The following is a 22849-nucleotide window of genomic DNA, read 5'->3' as shown; positions in this document are numbered from 1 at the left end:
CACCCATTTGGTGCAAGCTGTTTTTAACAAGAAATCCCTTCGTGTAGAGCTTTTTAGATGATTTGTGGATACTTACTTCCGAAATTCAGGATTAATTAAATTATAATGTGACGAGAAGATACATCCCTCCCTCACAAAACACTTGAAATTCCCGCCCATCTAAATATATTGTCGGCTCTGAACCTTGATTGCCCCCCCCAGAAACCACTATATAAGTTCCCGGCTTAACTTGATTGGACAAGTTACTTTTGGACACAATAATAAATCTGACTTTATTTTTATACTGCTCATAAACGCCCGGAGAAACTGGATATAACGGTATTCCTGTAATTTTCTCATAAGCATACGCAGTTTCCTTTATGTCTTCAGTGATAACAACTACTTCGCAAGCAGTACTTGCTACATTTAATAGTTTGTCTTTTATTTCAATTGCAGCCACTTCATCCATCCTTAAAAGTGTTCCGTAACCATGCGTCGGTTCCTTCACCAAAGCCAGATGCTTTTTACCGTCTATAAAAAACCATTCTACATAAGGCAGGTTAGCCATTACGGTTTCCGGCTGATTCCTGCTTGATCCGGAGCCTCCAAGAACACTGTCTACGTGAGCAGCTGGAGAAGAACAAATTTTGTTCCATATTTTTTCCAACTCACTAAAAGGTCTGGTTTTAATTTTGCCCGCGAATGTTATTAATTCAATTCTCTTAGCTGCTTTATCTATTCTATTAAGCTTAATATTAGCACCAGGCTTAATACTTTCCAGTTCTAATCCGACCATTTTCTCAATATCATTGATGACTTCATCAAATGTCATTTTCGTCCTCCTCTTAATTCTGGCGGAAATTTAAGTATACTTGCATCCTCCCCCGCTCCCTCCACCGCAGCCACATCCTCAAGCCATTGTCTTAAAAAAGATTCAGTTTGCGGATCTTCCCCGCCGGCTTTTCTGAATGTAACTTTATGTGGCAGGCTGATTCTTACCGGATTCCCCGGAGCCGGCCCATCTTCATCGAGGCTATCTTTCAAATTAATGCCTGCTGCGAATCTGCGTATATCAGATACGAAATCAAGAACAATAACTTTTTCCTTATCTTTTGACAACCTTAAACCTCTGCCTAGCTGCTGAATAAATATTCTCCGGCTGTGGGTCACTCTCTGAAATACAATAATGTTCACATCCGGCACGTCAACACCCTCGTTTAAAATATCAACTGCACATAAAACATCAATTGCACCGTCTTGAAAATCGCAGAGTATACGGTTACGTTCTGCAGGGTCCATCGAACGGCCGGCAGAAGTCTGTGAATATATTGCCGATGCGTTACAGAAGCCGAGTGAATTAATACGGTCTCTCATTGTAGCTGCATGATCTATCGTACCGCAGAAAACAATTGCCCTTGGTTTACGCTGTTCCTGCCACACCCTTTTCAGCTCAAATACAACAGCATCGTCCCACTCAGTGATAAACAGAGTCCTGTTAATATGCCGCGGCGAAAATTTTCTTCCTTTTAGTTCTCCTAGAGCTCCCCAGTTTATATTGTCAGTATACATTCTGTAATCGACATCGGATAAAAAGCCGTTACGTAAACCGGTAACAATATCCACACTAACAAGAGGTTCACCAAAATATTCTGAGAGATCAACATCATCCGGACGCCATGGTGTTGCTGTCAACCCCAGAAGAAATGGCCCGCCATCCGTACCAGCCAGAGTCTCTTGTAGTACGGCGTTATACATTTGTCCCCCAACATGGTGGCATTCATCTATAATAATAAGATCAAAAAGCGGCAGTTCTTTCCCTCTCTGGACATAATCAGCAACTGTATTTAAACATGCGAAAACGGCATTACTTTTTTCCAGACGTTCTTCGCCAGGCTGCTCATATCCATTCCATACCGTTGTTTCCTGTTCCTTAGACAGAAATGGCCAGAAAGCTTTCTCTATTTGATAAACAAGCTCATTCGTATGGGCTATTACAAGAAATTTTAGTGAAGTTATTGCGTTAATCCGTCTAACAGTTTCACATGCTACAAAAGTCTTACCAAGTCCTGTAGCCATCACAACCAGGGCCTTTTTATTCTTTTCGTTAAATATTTGTATTGTAGACCGTATGGCCTCCTCCTGATACCCGCGCGGATTTCTGTTAAGTACGGGCATTTCAGGAAGTTTTTCCGCCCTGGTGATAAGTGCCTTTGTATCCCACAGCTGAAGCGGTATTCCTCTGCTCATTAGAGTTCTCTGGTGCTCCTTCAGCTTGTCATCAAAACCGTTTAGAGCTACAATTACAGGAACTTGTGCCCTGTAAATTCTCATAGCCTCCAGCGTCTGGTCAGCAACTTCAACACCAACCCTGTTTTTCCAGTGTTTCATTTGGAACAGCCATCGTTTACCAGCCCGGTGCGCTAGAACATCAGCCCCGCGGTCACCGGATTGGCCGACGAGCCTTATGCCTTCAAAACCTTCATGAGCCAGTAAACGTGAGACCACTCTTTCAAATGCCTGCCATGTGCCGGACTTTAGAATTATTCCACTGATGAAAGTACTCACTTTATCACCTTTTGTTGCAGAAAATCCAATGATAGCCTTGTTTTTTGAGAGATTCCTGTCTCAGTTGAACGATATTTAATATAGTTCACCATATCATTTAAACAGTTAAGATAAACATTCCTGATTCTTATTTGCGCCTGGTGTAATATTGTATCGGTTAATTCCGCCGGAACTAAGTATGGAACTTCCCATATCCCTCCATCGAAAAATACATGCGGGTACTTTTTAAAAATATCAGTAATAACTGCCTCATCTATATACAATAGAAATAAACCGGTCTCCTTCATCTCTCCAAGCCGGCTGATATCAGCATTTTGATTAAGCATGTTATCAACCATTGCCCTTTTCTGTTCTTCATCCATCTCGTCAAATATATCGGCAGCTGTTTCTTTTAAAAGTTCCGGAAGTTTCATTTTTATCTGGGTAAAGAATATACAAACTTCTTCCCGGATTTTCTCAGGGCTATCCTCAAGTTTGTCAGACCATCTGCTGTTTAAAATCTGCCATTCAATTGTTGAGAGGGTATGTCTTCCGTGATATTGTTTTCCGGAAAGTCTCCGGTTCATATCATAAATGTAAAGTGCAACTTCAGCAGCTATCATCTGTTCAGGCCGGATCCGGAAGGATTTAAACAATTTGTGAGTTTTGTCCAGGTATACATCTATTTCTTCTTCTTTAAAAACAATCAGCGGAATCCCATCGGTTTGATGATTTGACTTTATCGGTAATCGGGTAATAAAAACATTTACATTTACAGGCGAACTATAGACGCCGTCAGCCAGCATAATTGAACAGCCTGGTATAGACAAGTCATCAGATTTGTTGGCATTCTGTGAGAGAAATTCCTTAGAAAGAGTATTCTCAGTGCCTTTCTCCTCACTGCATGATGTACAGCTCTTTTCAGCTGCCCTGTTTCTGGTACCGCAAACATGACAGGTCCATGGTTCTTCAATTTTTGGTACCTGGGACATGCCGCACTCCGGACAAGAATAAGCTGACTTGGGGATCTCATGTTTACAATCCGGATTAATACATGGCTTCCCTAGTAATATGTGGCCGCAAACGTTACACGTATCATGTTCCTTCAGATTCTGCGCGCTGCATTCCGGACATTCAACCAGTTCTTCAAGCGGAGGGGAATCAGCTTGTTCTACCAGCTTCCACCATTCTGAATCATCATAATATCCGGGCAACTTTTCTAAGAATTTTTGATAATATTCTTTTTCTACATCCCTTGATATACGCTTAGGTTCATTGGAATCTCTATCCCAATATCCCATATATAAGTCAGCCTTCCCCGGCTTTCTGACTCTGCGGTAACCTTGATACAGTTTGTAAATATAGCTTTTGTTTTGATCCGCACCTGGCTGACTAGGCTGCAATGAGCTCTCCCCTCTTAAATAAGAGATGGCACGCTGCCATTCAGGACTGCTGCGCTGAAAATCCTGTTTTAGAAAATCTACAGGGACATGATTTAGATGTACTTCACCTGCTATTCTTCCGAATGGCCCGTCAATAGGATAATCCATAATTGTTTTCTTAAATTCGTCTACAAATTCGAAAAAAGCTGTTTTTTCAGCTATCCGGATCGCCCTGCCATTCCTGATTAAATCAATTCCGTATTCAGTACTGTCGTCAAATCTTTGGATACCGACCCAGCCTTTTATTTTTTCCTCAATACTCCGGATGTTTGAAGATTTACATGAAGGGCATTCAATCATTTCATCCGGAATTAAAGCAGTACAGTTACCGCATCTTCTTTGCACCCCAATAATATGGTCAAAGTCATATCTTGCATGAATCTGCCCGTGCCCTTTCCGTTCAACATATCTGTTTGAATCCCAGACACAATGTTCAAATGCTTCGCAGGGTTCCCCGTTTACCAATATTCTGATTTCCCGCTTGGATAATACTGTGGCATATCGCCGGCCGAGTTCAGAACGCACTTTTGGAAGTCCGTAATGAATGAGACGTTTGACAAACTGGCTGTTTGCATTTCCCTCAGGCCACCATTGGCTTATTTCAATAACTGTCCCATGACTAATTCCCCTGGGTTTATCAACCGGATTTACAGGCAGCTGATAATTTTTAGACTGATTAATGCTTTCAAGATCAATTACCACCTCTATAGCCTGCTCTTCATTTTTCCGGACTGTCATTAGCTTGGTTACTCTGCCGAATTTACCTGTAGAAATATTAAAACCCATACCAAATAACCCAAGACTGTCATATGAATTATTACCTGAGAATCCCGCCCTAATTGACTTTTCAGCCATTTCAGCAGTCATGCCGGGTCCATTGTCACGGATACGTACTATTCCGGTATTCTTATTAAGATCTGAATTTCTTGGCAGCTCAATCGAGATTAGAGGATTTTCTATCTTTATACCTGTGAGTCTGGCAGCCTGAAAAGAATCAATCGCATTATCAATTAATTCGCATAATGCATCTAATGGAAGCATTGGGGTATGAGTCAGAGCTATCAGCACTTTTGGATCGGGTGTAAAATCAAAAAACTTAACTGTTTGCGTCATATAGTTCCTCCTCTATCATTCTTCTGATCGCAACCGCCATTGCATGAGCCAGTTTTACAGGCACACCGTTACTAATTGTTTTGAACTTATATGTTATAGGCATTTCCGCAGGCAATATGTAAGTATCAGGAACACTTTGAATCCGGAGAGCTTCCCGGACTGTCAGCCTTCTCGGTTGTGTCGGATGCAAATGAACCTCATTATGCCCATAAGCAGCAGTGGGGCTATAGCGCCAGCGGTGCAGCCGTTTAAAACTTTTCCGTGATACGTCACCTTCATGTATAATATGATATTTATCGCTTAAAGGCCTTAGGCCTTCAAGACCATTGGGCAAACGAGCAGTTTCATCCAGATCACATATAAATGGTCCTACCATTAATTGTTCAGGAATATCACCAGGCTTCTCAGGAGTAATTCCAAATGGCACTTCCCGCGGCCATGCAAACCGCTGTTTTGCACCTGCGAAACGTTCATCCTCCGGCCATTGAAACCACTCATAATCCTTAGGAATATTTCTGACACCGAGTTTCCTCTTTAACCATTTCTTTTTTAACCCCACCATAAATACACGTTCCCTGTCTTGTGGTACTCCAAAATCCAGAGCATTCAAAATACGTACATCAGTCAGATAGTGTTCCGAAAACTGCTTTCTCAAATCATCGAAAAATTCACGGTGCCTTGCTGTCTTAAAGAGCCCTTTCACATTTTCAAATAAAAAAAAGGTTGGCTGAAGATCCATTATTTTATCGACATAGATCTTAGAAAGAACACCATTCTCTCCGGTACGCCCTTTGTTCTTTCCTCCTATTGAAAAATCCGGGCACGGGGGACCGCCTATTATTCCAAAAATATCAGGAACTGCAGTATTAAGAAATGCTTCCCGCATAATTTGATTGGGCCCAATTCCAATAATTGATGTATTATTTATTATTTTGTGATGCTGTCCCGTCATAGAGCTAAGGCCATATTCAAATCCTTTCACAAAATTACGGTCATATTCATTAGACCAGACAGTCTTAAAACCGGCTTGCATGAAGCCGATATCTAAAAAGCCTGCACCGCTAAAAAAGGATAACACTGGAATTTCCGGTTTTGCTGCTTTGACATCTATCCGCATCTTCTTTGTGCTCCCTTTCATAAACCATATATTTATTTTTCGACATTTTTAGAGTTTTTCCTCTAATGACAATAAATGCATGAATCAAATATAAGTATTTCTCCAATTATACAGGCACATAGGTTCTCCATCGATATAATTTTAGATTTTAGCACATCTGCAATTCAAAATAATCTAGAGGATGATTAGCGGAAGTCATCATAATTTTATAAGATATTTTACTAATTTAATGTTCCAAAAAAGAGCCCCCTAAAAAGAGGACTCTTTTGCTTTAGCCAAGTTTATGAAGTTAATAATTCTCTCAATTGATCCGTTAAAGTCAGACCTGATTTCATGTTCCCAGATACGGAGCAAATTCCAGTCTCCTTCTACGTAATAATCACTGACTTCCTTATCCCTTCGCTTATTTCTTGTCAGTTTCTCAATCCAGAAATCAGTGTTGCTTTTGGGTAAAGTTCCATGCACGGGACAATTGTGCCAAAAACAGGAGTCTATAAAAATAACCACTTTATACTTTTTCATTACGATATCGGGTTTTCCGAGCATACCCTTGACATTTTTTCTGAAGCGGTACCCCCTGGCCCAGACCCCTTTTGTAACCATGTTCTCAAGTATTGATACAGACCGGATTGCCCTCATATTTTCACTTCGTTTTTCCTTGCTTATTTTGTCTGCCATAAGATCACTTCCATGATAGATATGGATCCAATTTTCAAACCAGGAAAGTCCCCACATGTTCAGATTAAGCTAACTGAGCCAGTATAGGCTCCATATAACTATCCAGAAATTCTTCTGTGACACCTTTAATATTGCGGCGCTTAAAAAGAGCATACATCTCTTCCACTGCACTGTAAGGAAAGAACCTTGCATTTAGTGACTGAAACTGCGGGCGTGATGCTTCTCTAAAAACCTTCTCCCTGTCCTCATCCGGTGCAATGATAACATAACGGGTAGGAAAAGGCGGAAGTGCATCCTGTAAACCCTTCATACGGGTTAAGCCGCTGGTAACGCCTGTACTATGCTCAACTTCCATTACCGCCGGCATTAGTCTGCCATTTTTAAACCAGATACAATCAATAAGCAGCGCAGCTTTTTGGGCCTCATGAAAAGATGCGATTAAATTTTCTTCTTTTCCCAGTGACCCGATTACGCCCTCCATCTCACCAAGCTTTTGATTCTTATATATTATACCCTTATCATTCTGGGCCACCCACGTCTTAAATCCAAGACACTGCCCGATTTCTATCAGTGCTACCTGCATCTGGCTATGTCTTCGTTTCATATCAATATCCAGTTTCGGGCTATGCTTTTCATCCGGCAAAACTAAAGAATCATACACGATATCTGTGTTAGGAACCTCAGATATTACCATGTTGACTTCTGCCTTTACCATAATATTAGGTTCGTGAGGGTTGTCCGGGCACCACATCAGATGTTTATGACCCGCCTTCACCTTATTACGGGAGCTTATACTCTCAAGTCGTCCAGGATAACAGTAATAAAACTGTGGAGTATGCGCCAGAAGAGCCTCCAAAGCAGAACGGGTATTGTAACTGCCTGCAAAGATTCTCTCTATACTTACAGGGTGATCCGGAGCCAGGGCATTTGCCAGCCTCCAGATCATTGGGACAGATATCGACTCATTTTTGGCATCTTTCCAGGTCTCACCTTTATCAGGCCTAATTCTTTGAACTACAATGGGGCCTTGTGGTCTTACTATATTAATAATTTTAACGAGGGTTGGTGTTTTGCCGTAAACATAATTGAAAATAGCGTTGTTAGGCAACATTCCAATTTCATGTACCAGATTAGCTGCGGTTAGCTTCCCCATACTCTTCCACCTTCAAAAAATCTAGGATAGTTTTAGCAATTCCTTTAGATGCTTCATAAGGAACCCCATTACCTACTGTTTTGAATGCATTTGATAACGTGATGTTTTGAGGTAATTGAAATTCCTTCGGTAAACTTTGCAGAGCCAGGGCTTCAGCAACAGACAACCGGCGGGCTTTATAAGGGTGAAGATGTACTTCATTATTCCCGTAAGCCACTGTTGGAGAAGGTCTCCACCGATGCAGCCGCTTATACGATTTCTTTAAATCATCCCCTTCAGGTATGGTTAAAAATCTTGCCAGTCCAGCCTGTGGAGTAAAATGCTGATGCGCATTAGGATGATTTTCAACATCATTTTTCTCAAACCAAAAGTCAACTGTTAATTCTTCACTAATACCGTCTGGCCTCTCCCGTTTTCCATTCTCAACGAACGGTTCCATTCCCGGCCATGGCATTGTGTTAATTTCTTCAATGTGATACTTGAGGTGGTCTTCCCATGGGAACACATCAGTAAGTGTCTGACCTCCTTCTAATTCAATCCCCAGTTTTTTCAATAAGCTTTTTTTAAAGCCGATTAATATGATTCGTTCCCTGAGTTGAGGTGCACCATATTCGATTGAATTAATTAACCGTTCAGTTGTTACATAATCATGGGCGTGTAATTTTTCTTTCATCAAGTCATAAAATGCCTTGTGTTTTTTCGTACGCCATAACCCTTTAACATTCTCAAACAAGAAAAAATCGGGGGCTTGATTACAAATTAAATCAACATATGTTGCAGAAAGCTTTCCATTCTCCCCTTCATGTCCTTTGTTCTTACCGCCTACTGAAAAATCCGGACATGGAGGGCCGCCAATAAATCCAACAAGCCGCTCCTCACTTTTTGTTTTGTTAATTAATTCTGATAAGTGCTCACTTTCAGCCTCACGTTTAAAATCAGAAATATCACCCAAATGATAACCGTACTCCGGCTGTGGCATGCCCATAACCTCACGGGAATACTGATATGTCTCCATAAACGGAGGATGATACTCGTTCACGAATGCAACATTAAATCCACTTTTTTCAAAACCCAGATCTAAAAATCCTGCCCCTGAAAAAAACGAGAAAATAGTTGGTCCTTTATTCATTGTTGTTACCCTGCCTCAATCAAATTTTAACGGTATAAAAACTAATGTTCGTATATTTATAATAACAAAATAGAACAGCGTTAACCAGCAGGAATAAGTTACACTGTTCTATAAAGTTTGATCTAACTGTTGCATAGCTTTTAAAGTATCAAAAAAGATAACTGCACGTTTTCGGAAAACTTCATTTCAATTACTTCCGCCAAGCTCTCATAACATAAACTATAGCCTTCGCTTTAATAATTACAAACTACCTAAGAGTGAGCTCTTAACTACCATAGCCTGACCATTTACCGGGTGACCACTTGCCCATCTAAGCTCATTCCCGGATAAACCCCCTATAACAAAACAAAGGAAAGGCTGGTTAGCTCCGGGTTTACCCTGATCCATCCATCCGGTCCTCAATCTTTTCAAATCAATAAGTATAACTCTCCACCGCCCTCAATCGACCTTACCCCGAAACCACCGCCGAACTCTGCAAAGCCAACCGCTTCTGCAAATACGCCTTCAGATGAGGATCAACACAGTAGATATAGCACCCCTTCGTTCCCCGGGTCATTAATGTCCTGTAGGTGTTTCGTATAATTTGATCGGCCATTCGGAGCGCCTCGTCCTTATCCTTCTTATACAAGGTCTTGAAGCCGGAAAGAGACTTATCCGTCTTCGCACGTTTGAACGGGTCGGTGATAATACGATTATTCTCATAACGCATATCTTCGCCGATGATCACTCCGACATAGTCGAATTCAAGTCCCTGTGAGGTATGTATGCAGCCCACTTGTTCAATGGATTCAGGGTCAATCGCCCAGGTCGTCGTATTGTTAAGGTTCCAGCTCATGAAGAATTGATAGTGATCTAGCTGAATGTCATGAACGCCAGGATTGTTCTTGCCATCCGTCTTCCAATCCCAGCAGTATCCGGCAAGCATTCTCGCCTTATTATTGATCTGATTCTTGCTGAAGATTTCGTCCCGTAATTCATTCGGGTCATCATAGAGCCGAATGTCATAATCGAAATCGAACCCATCTGCATTTGCCGTTTCACGGATATCGAGTACATCATCGAGCCATGCCAGATATCCATCAGAGCCATTGCACCGGAATTGTGAAGCCAATGTCAACTCCGTGATATCCGCATCCATTTGCTTCGCATAATGTCTAATCTGCTCTTTGCTGCCCACATCGTGCATCGCGATCTTCTGATATTCATCGATAAAAAATACAGAAAAACGGGCTGCACGGATAATCTCCATCGTTTGATTAATCCCTTTATTTTTGAACAGACCGGACTTTTCATTTAAGCGATGCGCCTCGTCAACAATCAAGCAACCGAATTCATCAGGCAATGCTTCATAGTACACACCTGATCCCTTAAACAAGTTATCAATGACTGATTTCTTCACGTTTTGCTGCAGCTTTTTCATGTATACGGCACGAGGAGCACTATTCTTGGTAACATATTGGCAGACTAACTCCCGTGCCGTAAGCTCTACCAAAAGATTAATTCCCAGAACCGACTTCCCTGTCCCTGGTCCGCCTTCCACAATTAAGACTTGTTTCTTTCCTGACTGGGCCTGCTGCGCCAATCTTAACGCTTCCTCATATACGACCTTCTGATCGTCAATCATGATAAATTCTTGATTTCCCTTCAGCATACTGAGGAGTGAATCCTGCAGTGATTTAGAAGGTTTAATTTTGCCATGTTCTATGAGGTAAAGTGATTTGCTTCTATCTGTTTTTTTAATGAAGGTCGAAATAAACCCTCTTAACTTCAGAGCATCTCCCTTTGAGAAGATAGGAGCTTCCTCAAGGTATTGATTGTAGACAGGATGCAATAGAGGGTCATTATCGGTACGTATATAGTTATGTAAATAAGCGCAAGGATAGAGCTGGACCGCTTCATTCTGCACGGTCTCGTTATAATCCCTAATCAGCCTGGCATAAGCCCATGCCTGAAAAGAAGGATGCGATGTTTTAGTCTTTGTTCCGTTATAGCGGGTTCTAACAAGACCATCTGACTCCTCAACCGTTTCAACTTCTGTCCACTGCTTAAGCTCGACGATGACGACGGAGTATTGATCCTTTTCATTCAAGCCTGTAATCATGAAGTCGACTCTTCTTGAGGTCGCTGGGATTTTATATTCAATCGCGATTCCTGCGTCATCTGGAATAGTAGTTGTGTTTAATACTTTATAAAGGTAGTTCATGGAATTGTTCCATGCATTGATTTCACCCGGAGAGGCCCTGCCGGCTTTTTGCACGTACTGGTTATGAATCTTTACCGCAATGCTGTCTTCGGTTACATCATTCATAAATTGCTGCTTGGTCGATTCATAGATAATCATGGAGTTCTCCCCTATTCATTCACTGCCGCGTACTTTTTTGCGAACTTCCCTTAGAACTGGATACCGGATATTTCTCCGCATTTTTGTTTATTTTCTGAAGGATTGCATCCTTTACGTCAATATTTAAATCATGAACGAGCGTTAGCGTGTAGATGAGAATATCAGCGATTTCGTCCTGCATGTCGGAATAATGTTGCTCTATGGCTTGCTGGCTGTTCTTCCATTGGAAGAGTTCCAGCAGTTCGCTAGACTCCAAAGAGATAGAGAGAGCCAGATCTTTAGGATCATGGAATTGCTTCCAGTCCCTTTCGTCGCGGAATTGGATGATTTTCTCGATTAGTTCGTCCATATGTACCCCCCGTCATGTTGTTCAAATTCAATCACTAACACATACTCTGCACAAAATAATGATAGCCCAATCCTCAATGTAAATCCACGAAATTCCTAAAATTACACAGAAAGGACTCCTGTTAATCAGAAGCCCTTTTTATCATACAGCTAATTATGGCTTTGAACCCTATAACGCCCCTGCTACAGCTCATAAAATACCGCAACACCAGATATTTCAACTCGATCTCCTCTGTCATACCACGATCCGCTTTTCCCCATAATAAATCGTAGATTTCCACTTCATATTCTATTATTTTCAATAGTCATTTCTGAATATTTACTTACACTTTCATAATCTCTTTGTCTGAGGTAATTTTCCACTTTATATATCTCTTCTTCAAGATATAAATTCGTTCTTTCTAAAGCAATTTTACATAATGATTGCAGTATTATAAGATTTTCATCATAATCAAATTTAGCTTGCATTTCAGGGTATGCAATTCCTAGTATGCATTTCTCATTTTCATTTAAAATCATTCCTAATTTTGCATTAAGAAATTCAATTTCATCATGAGCTATATATTTATCCCGTATTCTCTTTAATTTCTTATAACATTCTATGGGTTCCCCTTGTGTACTTTTATATACTTTATTAACTGACAGCTGAGATCTGCCCACGCCAGAATTATTAAAACATTTTATATATAGTATCAAAGCAATTCTAAACATTCCTTCTTTAATAGTCATATCAGTTGTATGAAGTGAGATATCTAAATAACTTATAGCTCTTAGCAAATCTATTTTCATCAAATTATACGAATAAAGACGTTCAAATTTTTTTCTCCAGGAACTTCAACATATTTTGTTTTAAATGCCCAGTAATATACATTTCCCCAGTTTCTTCATTTAAATTATATTGGTAACGATATAACACACGAATAACCTCCAACCCTATTTATCTGATTTTATCACCGGAGCAGAATTCATCGTCATCAGTGATCCGTCCACGGATTCCCCTTGTCCCTGAATATGGGAGTAATACCACTCGGAACAACCCAATGATCTTTTAAGCGATCACATTATCGTATCAGCTTATGTATCTATATTGGATTATTTTAGGAGTAACAAACATGGCGTTCTCTTAAACATTGAGTATCATGTAGCCCCAATCTCTTTCTAACCTCGATTTCGGGGAACACATAAACTTGACCCTAGCAGGAAAAAGACGATCCCCCCCACTACCCCAAGCAACATTACACTCCAACGATCAACCACCCGATAAAACAAATCCGGCGAAAGGTACGCTCCATTCTGATACAGTACGTCATCAATATATCGTGCAAATATATGCTTTCCCCGATCCAGGGTCCAATGCTGCTGACGTACAGCGGCACGAAAAGGCTTGTTTGCTCTAATCGCTGTGTCCAATACAGCCTCTAAGCTGCCCAGCTTTACATAATAATACTCTTCGCTCAATGCAGCGCTTGCATCCTCTGTCGTCTTGAACGGGCGGACATACCGCCAACCCTTCTCATAAGTAGGATAGCTGGTATAGCCATACCCTAACTCGTAAAAGGAAGAGCCTTGTGTCCCTTCCGGAATGGCTACAATGATAGTACCCTTGGGGATTTCCAAGGCAACAGCGGTTTCGCCGGTTGGAATCTCTGTATAATACTGCAAGGTCACAGGTGCTTCTATACGATGCGTTAACGTAAAAGCAGGCTCTGCAGAAATGCCAGGAAAATAGGAGTTATACGTATTTAGATCCATTTGCCCCAGCGGAATCCCTTGTTGATAGGGACTGGCAGTTGCCGCAGAAGAGAAATCCTTACGTAATTGATAATTGTGATACAGGGCGGACCCTGTCCGGTAGACAACAACGCAAAAGAGGATAATGACCGTTAACACGGCACACCACCAAAGCAATGGTTTGGAAACTGAGGGAACAGACATGTCATTATCCTCCTTATCGGTTCAGTTAAGTTAATTAACCTTTACGGTGAAGCCGGCGTTCTCTGCATAGTAAATAGGTGTTGAGTACATAATGGTGGCCGGTCCGCTCGTCGGATTACTTCTTGCCGTTACAATACCATGCAGCTTATTTGCAGTTCCGTCCTTCATGTATACCGGCCCGCCGCTGTCTCCTCCAGCAATGGCGTCCGTACCGGATGAGTTCTGCATAACCGATTGATACAGGCCATTAACGTAGTAGGTTGTAAACAGTCCATCCGAGTAGGTAACGCTAATGCTTGCTTGTGTAACGGTCCCCCAGGAATAACCCGTGGTTGCCCCGTATTTATATATTGTTGTTCCTACAGGAACCGACGAATAGGTGCCGGTTATGGACACACTGCCATATACTTTGTTCGTTGGCGTATCGCTTCCGCTTAAGGTCACCATAGCAAAGTCTCCCAGTGAATCTACGCCGGTAGCACCGCTCGATCTGTTGGCACGCTGATAACTAACCTGTCCCGTACGGGTTCCCGAATACTGAATATAAGGATATCTTGTAAACAAGAGGCCTACTTTTTCATTGCTATGCCCTGCTGTTAGAATGGCATTGCTGCCGCCATAAGTTCCTCCGATGCCTACACTTAATCCCGCCCCGTTATCTTCATTTGTAATTCGGTCTCCGCCCCATAATTGGGCTGTACTGGTATTAGGCGTTCCGGGCTCTATACGAATAGGTAAGTTCTCCGTTGTCTTCTGGAGGGTTTGGAATTGCTCATCCATAAGCTTATTGTAATCCTCTTGGATAACTGAAATATAAAAAAGGTTAGCCTTTCTATCCACACCATAACTTCCAATGCGGTAATCCTGTTCCTGAAGCTGTTGAGCGACTTGATCCAGACTATTCAGGTAATTCAGTGAATATGAAGCGCTTTCAAATTTAACATGCTCATTGTCTTGTGCTCGTTTAATATACTCGGCTTGAAGCTCTTGGGAAGGCTCTACTAACATAATGACAAGTTTATCACCGCTGATATATTCTCCTGCATAATCATCAGGATAAATGGGTGTGCCTAGCTCATCTTTATTGAAACTGTCCCACAAATTCTGATAGGCCCGAAGGGCAGGCTCTTGCAATTCCATTGCTTGAATAATGGCTTTCGGTACAGTATGTGTTAAGTCTGCATTTCGGTCAGGACTAGAAGCAGCTACACTCAGCGGAATCATTAAAAATACGAGCATGAGGCATAAAAAATAACGAATGTTCTTTTTCAACAAACTCATCCCCTCTTAATAAATTTCCAGCAGGCCCCTCATAAGGCTCCCTAAACGCCAGCTTTATCTACAAACAAATTGCTATAATTCCTCCCTTCGAGTATATAATAGCGCTATTAGTCGAAATGACTCTTGCTGTCTATTTATATATGACGTATAACTCGACTAAATGCAATACTTTTTTGAATAATTTTACTTTTTAATGTAAAAAACCCCAGAGAATTATCTCTAAGGCTAATCTATTTCGTATGCTATAAAACTGAATCCTCCCTGTCTGTTATTTTTAATTCCTCCCCCCATACCCCTTATATGTGGCATAAACCGCATCTGCATATTGATCTGCCAGAATCGGACGGCCATAGGAATCTGTTGCGCCCGGATACCAGTTGTCGCCTCCGTTATAGTGCAGCAATCCGTTATAGATATTTCCGAATCTGACAATCTTCTCATTCAGGATCAATGCGCCCAGGTATACCTGATCCTGTTCACTGCTGTGATTATACGCGCGGCCGAATTTGGCGCTGAATTGGGATAGATAGGCATTACGTGTGTTAGGTTCGACCTGCATCAATCCGTCACCGGCGGATGGGCTGCCGGGCAGGCCTGCTCCGAAGCTGCTCTCCTTCTTAATCACCGCACTCAGCAGCAGTGCGAAATCTCCACCCTTGCCATAAGCATTGTCTGCATTCACGGCATAGGTCCAGATTTGGCTGTGAACCTCGGCAGGCTTGGTTACTGAAGGAGGCTGTGAACCCGTATAGATCTTAACCGAGGTCATCTTGTCATTGACACTGTCGCCAACCCAGGAGGAATCTGCCGTATAGGTCCATTTGGCTCCGCCAAAGTTATCATTCTCATAGACTTCAACCGTCCAGCCGCCAGGAACCTTAAGCGAAGACATCCAGTCATTCGGAATTCCGGCATTATTCAGCTGGGACAGTACATAATTGCCTGCTCCCAGGGTTACGACCTTGCCGCCATAGTTGATGTCTGCATAGAAGGTGACTCCGTTCGTGGCCGGGGGTGTGGTTGGCGTAGGTGTCGGTGTTGGCGTTGTGGTGCTGCCGCTCTTCCATAGCGCAGGAACATTTGGCGGCTCCCAGCCTGTGAGGGAAGTATGCGCCTGAAGACAGGTATACGTACTTCCGCTATAGGTTACTGTATCATTTACTGCATACGCAGTATTCGGAGCCCATGCTCCTCTGGCGGCCGCGCTGGCCGGCGGTAAGGCTGTGAAGAATAGGGATAGAAATACTGCGATTACTACCAGAAGGGATACGGCTCTAGCTGGAACATTTTTATTCAATCTCTTAAACCTCCTTAAATTTTATTTATCCGGGTCCCGCCCATGAGACGACCCACAGGCATTATATTTTATTATTTTTTTTGAAATTAATTCCATAATGGATGAACTTTAACGGGTTGCCTCCATAACAAATAGCTCCATTGACATCCGCCGTCAGTGGAGCTATCCAAGCTGATCATATTCCATGGAATACCGTTCCTATCGCAAAACATTCTCTTAATGGTGCCTGCAACGTATTGCGCTTCACAACGCCCCCCGCCGCAGCTCATAAAAATACCGCACAACCGGATGCTTCAACCCAATCTTCTCCGCCATACCCAATATCCGCTTCTTCCCGACTCTCCGGTCCACCAAAGCCAGAATATTCAATACCATATCGTTGCTCTCTAAGCTCTCCTCTATAGGAGTAGTCAGGAACTTATTCGCCACAACGATAAAATTCGATTTACTTAATGCAGCCTGGGCTGACAAAAGCTCTTTGGCATGTTCTGAGATTTTTCTGCTTCTGGCCATTACGATTAGACGATCCTCGGGCACTGGCCCCTTGGCAGCTTGTCTGGCCGCTTCAATGTCGTCCTTGCTGACAGGAATCCGGATATCGGGATCATTCTTAATTTCCAGCTCCGTTTGATACCATCTGATAGAATTCGTTTTATCACTCATATTGAGCACGTTCTTTTTATCTACCGAGATATAACAAATTCCTGATTTATCAGGCAGATAACGGTAACCCGGTGCACGGTATTCTACCCTTCCATTTAACGCAGGACAGAGAAAACCCTCCAGTTGTTGCTTCAATTTGCTCCAGGACATGTAATCCCCCTCCACAAAATAACCCCACAAAGTGGAGCCTTGGCTTCGATGATGACTCAGGTACTTTGCGGGGACCCCAAAACATATAAATTCTTATCTTTTAACAAAACAGAGGAAAGGCTTGCTGGCTCCGGGTTGGTCCCCTCTCCATTCAGCCAATCCTCAATCTTTTCACATCTTTTTCTATTTTTACCTGGCATATAGAGTGAACTTAAGAATGTAACTTGCTGCATGGACGAAATCCTTGCTCCGCAAGAGGTTCGTCCATCGGCTGTCCATCATTCTTAAGTTCAGCTTATACAGCTTAATCTCCGCGTTCCTCCGCCCCATGATCAGCGTACGCACTTACGCATACACAAATTCCCTCACCCGGTAAACGGACTCTCAGGCAACCCAAGCGCTATACGCAAGAAGTTTAAATTAGGTAAACCCGGATTGATCCGGTATTGCTCATATTCTCTTTTCCTAACGAGCATTTCGGCACTTTCTGCAGGAACTTTCTCTTGTGTATTACGATACCATTGCAATTGCACGGGTAAATTTCCGTAAGCATTAACCTCTTGATCGGAGAGAGTCTTGTCTGTTATTATATTGTATCCTTTAAGGACAAGCTCTTTGGGAAACTGCCTAGCCTCTCTTCGTTCATTAACCCGAGTCAGGCCGGAGGCTGCAGACAGCTTCGATTCTAGCAGCTCCAGCGTAGCTTCAAGCTCAGCACTCTGCCAACCGGAAACCGTTACACCCTTTTTATCGATCACAATCGTCGCCAAATCTTTCGCGATCTCGATCTCGTTCAAGCCAAGCTGTTCCCGGCGGTCCGCTGGTATTGTGCCTAATATCCCGTCCAGCTTGTCTGCCCGGCTAATGACGATAGTACCTTCTTCAGGAGCTTTCCCCGGCGCTAGAATATATTCATCCCGAGTGTCCAGTAGCATTTGCTCTAGCAGTTCAGGATACTCACAAGTATATTGGCGCGTTTCAAAAATTTGCTCCCCCGTGTCCTCCATATGGCTAAACGGTTGTCCATTTCTACTACTAATTCTGTTGCACACTTCAAGCATCTCCGGATAGTTGGCGGCCAGTATGTCCACAGGTGACATTTTCTGTTCTGAAGCCTTTGCCGCTTCTTCTTGCAGCTGCTCTACCCGGGTCTTTACCCCGGATGCAACATCAGGGTGACCCCACATAAACACTCCATGGATACACCAATCTTCTATATAAGGCTCAATCATTCCGACAGCCGCGGTCCAAGGAGGAAGCTTAATCATCGTTTCACAGTAGGGCATCCGATACCTTTCTTTGGTCCAGATATCCTCAATGACCGCACCTTGCTCATATTGGTCCACTAACTGATAGCAGGAAAACCTCATTCCCCTCCATCTTTCCAGCATCTCCCGGTCTTCCCCGGAATACCTCTGGCCCCTTTCTTCCACAAACCAGTCTATTCCGCGCAAACCATTATCATATACACGACAGAAATATGACCACATGTTTCCGGCCCCATCTCTGTAATAGCCTAAAGAGAAATCGAAGGGTAAGATTTTTTGGTGATTGAATACCCATTCTCCGCCTTGCTTCTGAGCCAGAAAGGAATACAGGTCATTGGTCAATTTAAACTTACGCTCAAAAAAGTGCCGCGCCTTCACCTGCAGTGTCTGATCCTCCGCCTGCTTAAGCAAACAGCATTGCTTATACTTTTTCCCGCTCCCACAAGAACAAGGGTCATTTCTTCCTATCATGTTACACACTCCTCTGAAAGTAAATCTATTACCATTTAATATCACTGGGCAGCTTAATTTCCAAGTTCCTCCGCCCCGTCATGCTCCTTGTTTCCAAACTCACCCAGCAGCGCACGCACTTCATGTGTTGACTTGGTGTTCATTAAGCTATTTCTTAATTCACTGGCCCCGCGAAATCCGCGGACATAGATTTTAAAGAATCGTTGAAGAGGGCTGAACGAACGTGGTGCCTGTACTGAGTACTTATCATAGAGATCCAGATGCAGCCGCAGCAGATCAAGTAATTCTTCACTACTATGCTCCTTCGGCTTCTGCTCAAAAGCAAACGGATTCTGAAAAATACCGCGCCCAATCATAATACCATCCACCCCATATTGCTCAGCGAGCTTAAGGCCGGTCTGACGGTCAGGGATATCCCCGTTAATGGTCAGCAGTGTATCTGGTGCCACCTCATCACGAAGCTTTTTAATCTCCGGAATCAGTTCCCAGTGAGCGTCTGCTTTGCTCATTTCCTCTCTTGTACGCAGATGAATGGACAGATTCACAATGTCTTGCTGCAAAATATGGGTTAACCAGCCGCGCCATTCTTCTAATCTACTAAAACCGAGCCTTGTTTTTACACTGACGGGCAGTCCCCCGGCTTTGGCGGCCTGGATGATCTCCGCTGCGAGTTCGGGACGGCAGATCAGGCCGCTTCCCTTCCCGTTCTCTGCTACATTCGCTACAGGACAACCCATATTAATATCGATGCCCTTGAAGCCTTCTTTCGCCATACCAATGCTCATCTGACGGAAGTATTCCGGCTTATCTCCCCAGATATGAGCTACAATGGGCTGTTCATCCTCTGTAAAGGTCAGACGCCCGCGCACAGCATGGTGCCCCTCCGGGTGACAATAACTCTCTGAATTCGCAAACTCCGTAAAAAACACATCCGGTCTGGCAGCAATACTTACGACATGGCGAAAAACAACATCCGTCACATCCTCCATAGGCGCCAGTATAAAAAAAGGCCGTGGCAAATCACGCCAAAAATGTTTTGTCATGTCAAAAACCTCTCTATAAATACCGGGACAAATCTGTAACCCGAAATAGTAAAACTAATTTGTTTCTCCAATAGATCTCCGTTTAAATTGTCCCTTTGCACTAACAGCACCACCGATTCCACATGCGTGGAGTAAGCATAACCCTGCGCGGATATAAGAAAAATGCTTATTTTCTTGTTGCTGCCTACATTTATCGGTCAGTGAATCAGTAAGTCGAGTTTAGCAACGACATCTGACAGTATTATCTGTGGTACTTTACAGATGAATGCTGCCTGTCGGGACTGCCAATCGAGACTCTTTACTTGATCGGCAAGGATAACCCCTTCGATGGGTATATCCTGCGGAATAACTACTTCAAACGGGTAGCCCTTTTGCTTCGAAGTTACCGGACAGAGCAAGCAAAGTCCAACCTTACCATTATAAGATGCAGGAGATACGACCAAGGCAGGACGTTTACCTGCCTGTTCATGCCCCGCTTGTGGGTTGAACTGCAACCATACCAAGTCGCCGCGATCCGGCACGTACCCGCCCGTTACCATACTTCCCGTCCTTGTAGCTCACCTGTAGAAACCTCTTTATGGAGATTTTCTGGTGTGACCCGGGAAAGGATTTCGTCCAGTGCAGCCGACTTCGGCTTGATTATAAGATGCCCATCTTCCACATCAAGATCGACTTCGGAGCCTTCCTCAATACCAACCCTTAAGGCAAGGGACTTCGGAATGCGAATGCCCAAGCTGTTACCCCATTTTTGAACCTGAAACATGGAACCGCCCCCTAAAATGTATAAACAAAGTATAAACGTATTATCTTTGGAAGTCAACTCGTTGTGGAGTTCTAAAATTGCCCAGGTTTCCAAGAGAGACTAAACAACCTGAGTCCTATGAATAACGAACTCAGGCTGCAATATATTGCTTTTGATTTGGCGTTTACTTTTTCACATTATATAGAGTGAACTTAAGAATCAGACTTGATGTCCTGATGAAATCCTTGGCTCGCAAGGATTTCATCAGGCCGCTTTCCATAATTCTTAAGTTCAGCTTATATAGTTTCAAAAAGTGTTACTTCGAATTACCACTTTTTACCAGAAACGCCACCGACTCCACATGCACCGTATGCGGGAACATATCCACCGGAGTTACCTCTACTGTCTTGTATCCACCATCCTCCAGCACCCGCAAGTCCCTCGCCAGTGTCGACGGATTACACGACACATATACCACCCGCTCCGGCTTCATCGCCAGAATTGTATCCAGCAGCCTAGGATCGCAGCCCTTTCGCGGCGGATCGACCACGATTACGTCCGGCGTAACGCCCTGCTCTTTCCAGTTCGGAATCACGTCCTCGGATGCCCCTACCTCGAACACTACATTCTTCATCCCATTTAACTTAGCGTTCGACCTCGCGTCTTCAATAGCTTCAGGCACAATCTCTACACCGTACACCTTAGCCGCATGCTGAGCCAGAAACAGCGAGATCGTTCCAATGCCGCAGTAGGCATCGATAACCGTTTCATTGCCCGTAAGTCCTGCGTATTCTACGGTTTTGCCGTACAGCACCTCAGTCTGTGCCGGGTTCACCTGATAGAATGACCGGGCGGAGATAGCGAACTGTACATCGCCGATGTAATCGTAGATAACATCTCTACCCCACAGGACACGGGTTTCGTTACCGAAAATGACGTTCGTGCGCTGCGTGTTGACGTTCTGACAGATGCTGACTACATCCGGGAGCTGTTCACGGATGCTGCCGATCCAGGCGTCCAGATACGGGATGTCCCGCCCGTTCGTCACAAGCACCAGCATCATTTCGCCGGTGCGGAAGGCTTTCTTCACGACAACATGACGGAGCAGTCCGCGTCCGGTTTCTTCATTATAAGCGGAGATGCCTAGCTCTCTGCCGATGCCCTTCACCGCAGCTACAACGTCGTCATTATGCTCGTGCTGAATCAGGCATGTCTCCATATCGATGATCCGGTGGCTGCCGCGGGCGTAGAAGCCGCCGACCAGGCCGCCTTCGGTTACGCCGATGGGCACCTGTGCCTTGTTCCGGTAACGCCAAGGCTCATCCATACCCAGCGTTGGCCGGACGATGATCCCCTCAGCCGGGGGAGCTGCGGAATTGGCATCTGAGTCCGCGGCTTCGCTTACGTTGGCATGCACATCGGCCTTTACCGCACCATCCGCATCTGCCGTAATTGCGGTACTTGCCGCATGATCGCTCTCAGCCGCCGAAATTCCGCCCGAATCCGTATCTGCCTCTTCGCTGTCACGGGCAGCGCCCCTGGCACCTCCGCTCCCAGCCTCCGCGCCTCTACCCGGCGCCTCCGCCACCCGCAGCTTCCCGATCCGCTGCAGATTGTCCGCCACCAGCTGCCGTTTCCATGCCAGCTGGGCAGTGTAGTCCATATGCTGCAGCTGGCAGCCGCCGCATTGGTCGTAGATGCCGCAGGGCGGCGCGATCCGGTTGCTGCTGGCCTCTACCAGCTTCAGCAGCTTGGCGTAGCCGTACTGCTTCTTGGTCTTGAGCACCTTGGCCCAGACCTTCTCACCGGGCAGGGCTCCCGACACAAAAAGGGTAAAGCCTTCTACACGGCCTACCCCTTCACCTTCATGGGTCATGCCGATGATATCGAGCATCACCTCGTCATTCTTGCTCACCGGCAGTCCGGCGGCAGGTCCCGGGCTGTCCCGGCGGCTTGCGCTGCGTCCGCTGCGTTGCTTACTCATCTGATATATTCACTTCTTTCATTATCTTCGGTGTTCCTGTCTTCTCTATAATATATATTTCAAAAAACTCCAGCTCATCCGCCGCTCAGCTTGCAAGCAGGAGCGAAAGGCCGGATGAAATGGAGCTATTGCGAATAAGGCTGTATCAGCAGGAACGCGATATCCTGTCCT

The 22849-nt window shown here is 44.0% G+C and carries 19 protein-coding genes; all 19 read right to left on the bottom strand.

Features of this window, described 5'->3' with window-relative positions; translation table 11 throughout:
- Nucleotides 1-100: 100 nt before the first annotated feature.
- Nucleotides 101-811 (bottom strand): hypothetical protein, encoded by a 711-nt coding sequence (locus HYD27_RS11340; RefSeq protein WP_219215040.1) that lies wholly within the window; start codon nucleotides 809-811, stop codon nucleotides 101-103.
- A complete protein-coding gene (locus tag HYD27_RS32670) occupies nucleotides 808-2544 on the bottom strand; it encodes a DEAD/DEAH box helicase family protein (protein WP_219215038.1) in 1737 nt (578 codons plus the stop codon). Before HYD27_RS32670 ends, HYD27_RS11340 begins: the two co-directional genes overlap by 4 nt.
- On the bottom strand, nucleotides 2541-5078 hold the full coding sequence (locus HYD27_RS11330; RefSeq protein WP_219215034.1) for an ATP-binding protein: 2538 nt from the start codon (nucleotides 5076-5078) through the stop codon (nucleotides 2541-2543). The genes HYD27_RS32670 and HYD27_RS11330 overlap by 4 nt, the downstream gene beginning before the upstream one ends.
- Nucleotides 5062-6195, bottom strand: a complete 1134-nt coding sequence (locus HYD27_RS11325; protein WP_219215031.1) for a DNA cytosine methyltransferase — start codon at nucleotides 6193-6195, stop codon at nucleotides 5062-5064. The genes HYD27_RS11330 and HYD27_RS11325 overlap by 17 nt, the downstream gene beginning before the upstream one ends.
- 249 nt (nucleotides 6196-6444) lie before the next feature.
- Nucleotides 6445-6873 (bottom strand): very short patch repair endonuclease, encoded by a 429-nt coding sequence (locus HYD27_RS11320; RefSeq protein WP_219215028.1) that lies wholly within the window; start codon nucleotides 6871-6873, stop codon nucleotides 6445-6447.
- Between the two features lie 64 nt (nucleotides 6874-6937).
- Nucleotides 6938-8026, bottom strand: coding sequence for a restriction endonuclease (locus HYD27_RS11315; RefSeq protein WP_219215025.1), 1089 nt, complete (start codon nucleotides 8024-8026; stop codon nucleotides 6938-6940).
- Entirely contained in the window at nucleotides 8004-9155 is a 1152-nt protein-coding gene (locus HYD27_RS11310; RefSeq protein WP_219215021.1) for a DNA cytosine methyltransferase, read from the bottom strand. Before HYD27_RS11310 ends, HYD27_RS11315 begins: the two co-directional genes overlap by 23 nt.
- A 448-nt stretch (nucleotides 9156-9603) precedes the next feature.
- Complete coding sequence (locus tag HYD27_RS11305) at nucleotides 9604-11496, bottom strand: DUF2075 domain-containing protein (RefSeq protein WP_219215019.1); 1893 nt, start codon at nucleotides 11494-11496, stop codon at nucleotides 9604-9606.
- 19 nt (nucleotides 11497-11515) lie between these two features.
- On the bottom strand, nucleotides 11516-11845 hold the full coding sequence (locus HYD27_RS11300) for a MazG-like family protein (protein WP_060862720.1): 330 nt from the start codon (nucleotides 11843-11845) through the stop codon (nucleotides 11516-11518).
- Nucleotides 11846-12126: 281 nt separating this feature from the next.
- Nucleotides 12127-12633, bottom strand: coding sequence for a hypothetical protein (locus tag HYD27_RS11295; RefSeq protein WP_219215015.1), 507 nt, complete (start codon nucleotides 12631-12633; stop codon nucleotides 12127-12129).
- Nucleotides 12634-13002: 369 nt separating this feature from the next.
- Nucleotides 13003-13779 carry a hypothetical protein gene (locus tag HYD27_RS11290; protein ID WP_219215013.1) on the bottom strand — a complete coding sequence of 259 codons (777 nt, stop codon included), beginning with the start codon at nucleotides 13777-13779 and terminating at the stop codon, nucleotides 13003-13005.
- A gap of 30 nt (nucleotides 13780-13809) precedes the next feature.
- Nucleotides 13810-15051: a S1 family peptidase gene (locus HYD27_RS11285; protein ID WP_219215010.1), complete on the bottom strand. Its 1242-nt coding sequence runs from the start codon at nucleotides 15049-15051 to the stop codon at nucleotides 13810-13812.
- A gap of 283 nt (nucleotides 15052-15334) precedes the next feature.
- Nucleotides 15335-16357: a carbohydrate-binding protein gene (locus tag HYD27_RS11280; protein WP_219215007.1), complete on the bottom strand. Its 1023-nt coding sequence runs from the start codon at nucleotides 16355-16357 to the stop codon at nucleotides 15335-15337.
- Between the two features lie 243 nt (nucleotides 16358-16600).
- The gene (locus HYD27_RS11275; RefSeq protein ID WP_219215004.1) at nucleotides 16601-17170 is read right to left on the bottom strand and encodes an SF0329 family protein; all 570 of its coding nucleotides are present in this window, start codon (nucleotides 17168-17170) and stop codon (nucleotides 16601-16603) included.
- Nucleotides 17171-17535: 365 nt separating this feature from the next.
- Nucleotides 17536-18909 carry a YecA family protein gene (locus tag HYD27_RS11270; RefSeq protein ID WP_219215001.1) on the bottom strand — a complete coding sequence of 458 codons (1374 nt, stop codon included), beginning with the start codon at nucleotides 18907-18909 and terminating at the stop codon, nucleotides 17536-17538.
- Nucleotides 18910-18962: 53 nt separating this feature from the next.
- Complete coding sequence (locus tag HYD27_RS11265) at nucleotides 18963-19952, bottom strand: tRNA dihydrouridine synthase (protein WP_219214999.1); 990 nt, start codon at nucleotides 19950-19952, stop codon at nucleotides 18963-18965.
- 197 nt (nucleotides 19953-20149) lie between these two features.
- Nucleotides 20150-20491, bottom strand: a complete 342-nt coding sequence (gene mazF / locus HYD27_RS11260; RefSeq protein WP_219214998.1) for an endoribonuclease MazF — start codon at nucleotides 20489-20491, stop codon at nucleotides 20150-20152.
- Entirely contained in the window at nucleotides 20485-20715 is a 231-nt protein-coding gene (locus HYD27_RS11255) for an AbrB/MazE/SpoVT family DNA-binding domain-containing protein (protein WP_219214995.1), read from the bottom strand. The genes mazF and HYD27_RS11255 overlap by 7 nt, the downstream gene beginning before the upstream one ends.
- A 295-nt stretch (nucleotides 20716-21010) precedes the next feature.
- On the bottom strand, nucleotides 21011-22678 hold the full coding sequence (gene rlmD, locus HYD27_RS11250) for a 23S rRNA (uracil(1939)-C(5))-methyltransferase RlmD (protein WP_219214993.1): 1668 nt from the start codon (nucleotides 22676-22678) through the stop codon (nucleotides 21011-21013).
- Nucleotides 22679-22849: the final 171 nt, after the last annotated feature.

It is taken from the genome of Paenibacillus sp. S150, assembly GCF_019352175.1.
Taxonomy (GTDB): domain Bacteria; phylum Bacillota; class Bacilli; order Paenibacillales; family Paenibacillaceae; genus Paenibacillus_AQ.
This window is presented reverse-complemented; position numbering and strand designations above follow the sequence as displayed.

Coding starts and splice junctions, on each gene's coding strand:
- HYD27_RS11340 (WP_219215040.1), bottom strand. CDS start 811: ATGACATTTGATGAAGTCATCAATGATATTGAGAAAATGGTCGGATTA.
- HYD27_RS11330 (WP_219215034.1), bottom strand. CDS start 5,078: ATGACGCAAACAGTTAAGTTTTTTGATTTTACACCCGATCCAAAAGTG.
- HYD27_RS11325 (WP_219215031.1), bottom strand. CDS start 6,195: ATGCGGATAGATGTCAAAGCAGCAAAACCGGAAATTCCAGTGTTATCC.
- HYD27_RS11320 (WP_219215028.1), bottom strand. CDS start 6,873: ATGGCAGACAAAATAAGCAAGGAAAAACGAAGTGAAAATATGAGGGCA.
- HYD27_RS11315 (WP_219215025.1), bottom strand. CDS start 8,026: ATGGGGAAGCTAACCGCAGCTAATCTGGTACATGAAATTGGAATGTTG.
- HYD27_RS11310 (WP_219215021.1), bottom strand. CDS start 9,155: ATGAATAAAGGACCAACTATTTTCTCGTTTTTTTCAGGGGCAGGATTT.
- HYD27_RS11305 (WP_219215019.1), bottom strand. CDS start 11,496: ATGATTATCTATGAATCGACCAAGCAGCAATTTATGAATGATGTAACC.
- HYD27_RS11300 (WP_060862720.1), bottom strand. CDS start 11,845: ATGGACGAACTAATCGAGAAAATCATCCAATTCCGCGACGAAAGGGAC.
- HYD27_RS11295 (WP_219215015.1), bottom strand. CDS start 12,633: ATGAAAATAGATTTGCTAAGAGCTATAAGTTATTTAGATATCTCACTT.
- HYD27_RS11290 (WP_219215013.1), bottom strand. CDS start 13,779: ATGTCTGTTCCCTCAGTTTCCAAACCATTGCTTTGGTGGTGTGCCGTG.
- HYD27_RS11275 (WP_219215004.1), bottom strand. CDS start 17,170: ATGTCCTGGAGCAAATTGAAGCAACAACTGGAGGGTTTTCTCTGTCCT.
- HYD27_RS11270 (WP_219215001.1), bottom strand. CDS start 18,909: ATGATAGGAAGAAATGACCCTTGTTCTTGTGGGAGCGGGAAAAAGTAT.
- HYD27_RS11265 (WP_219214999.1), bottom strand. CDS start 19,952: ATGACAAAACATTTTTGGCGTGATTTGCCACGGCCTTTTTTTATACTG.
- mazF (WP_219214998.1), bottom strand. CDS start 20,491: ATGGTAACGGGCGGGTACGTGCCGGATCGCGGCGACTTGGTATGGTTG.
- HYD27_RS11255 (WP_219214995.1), bottom strand. CDS start 20,715: ATGTTTCAGGTTCAAAAATGGGGTAACAGCTTGGGCATTCGCATTCCG.
- rlmD (WP_219214993.1), bottom strand. CDS start 22,678: ATGAGTAAGCAACGCAGCGGACGCAGCGCAAGCCGCCGGGACAGCCCG.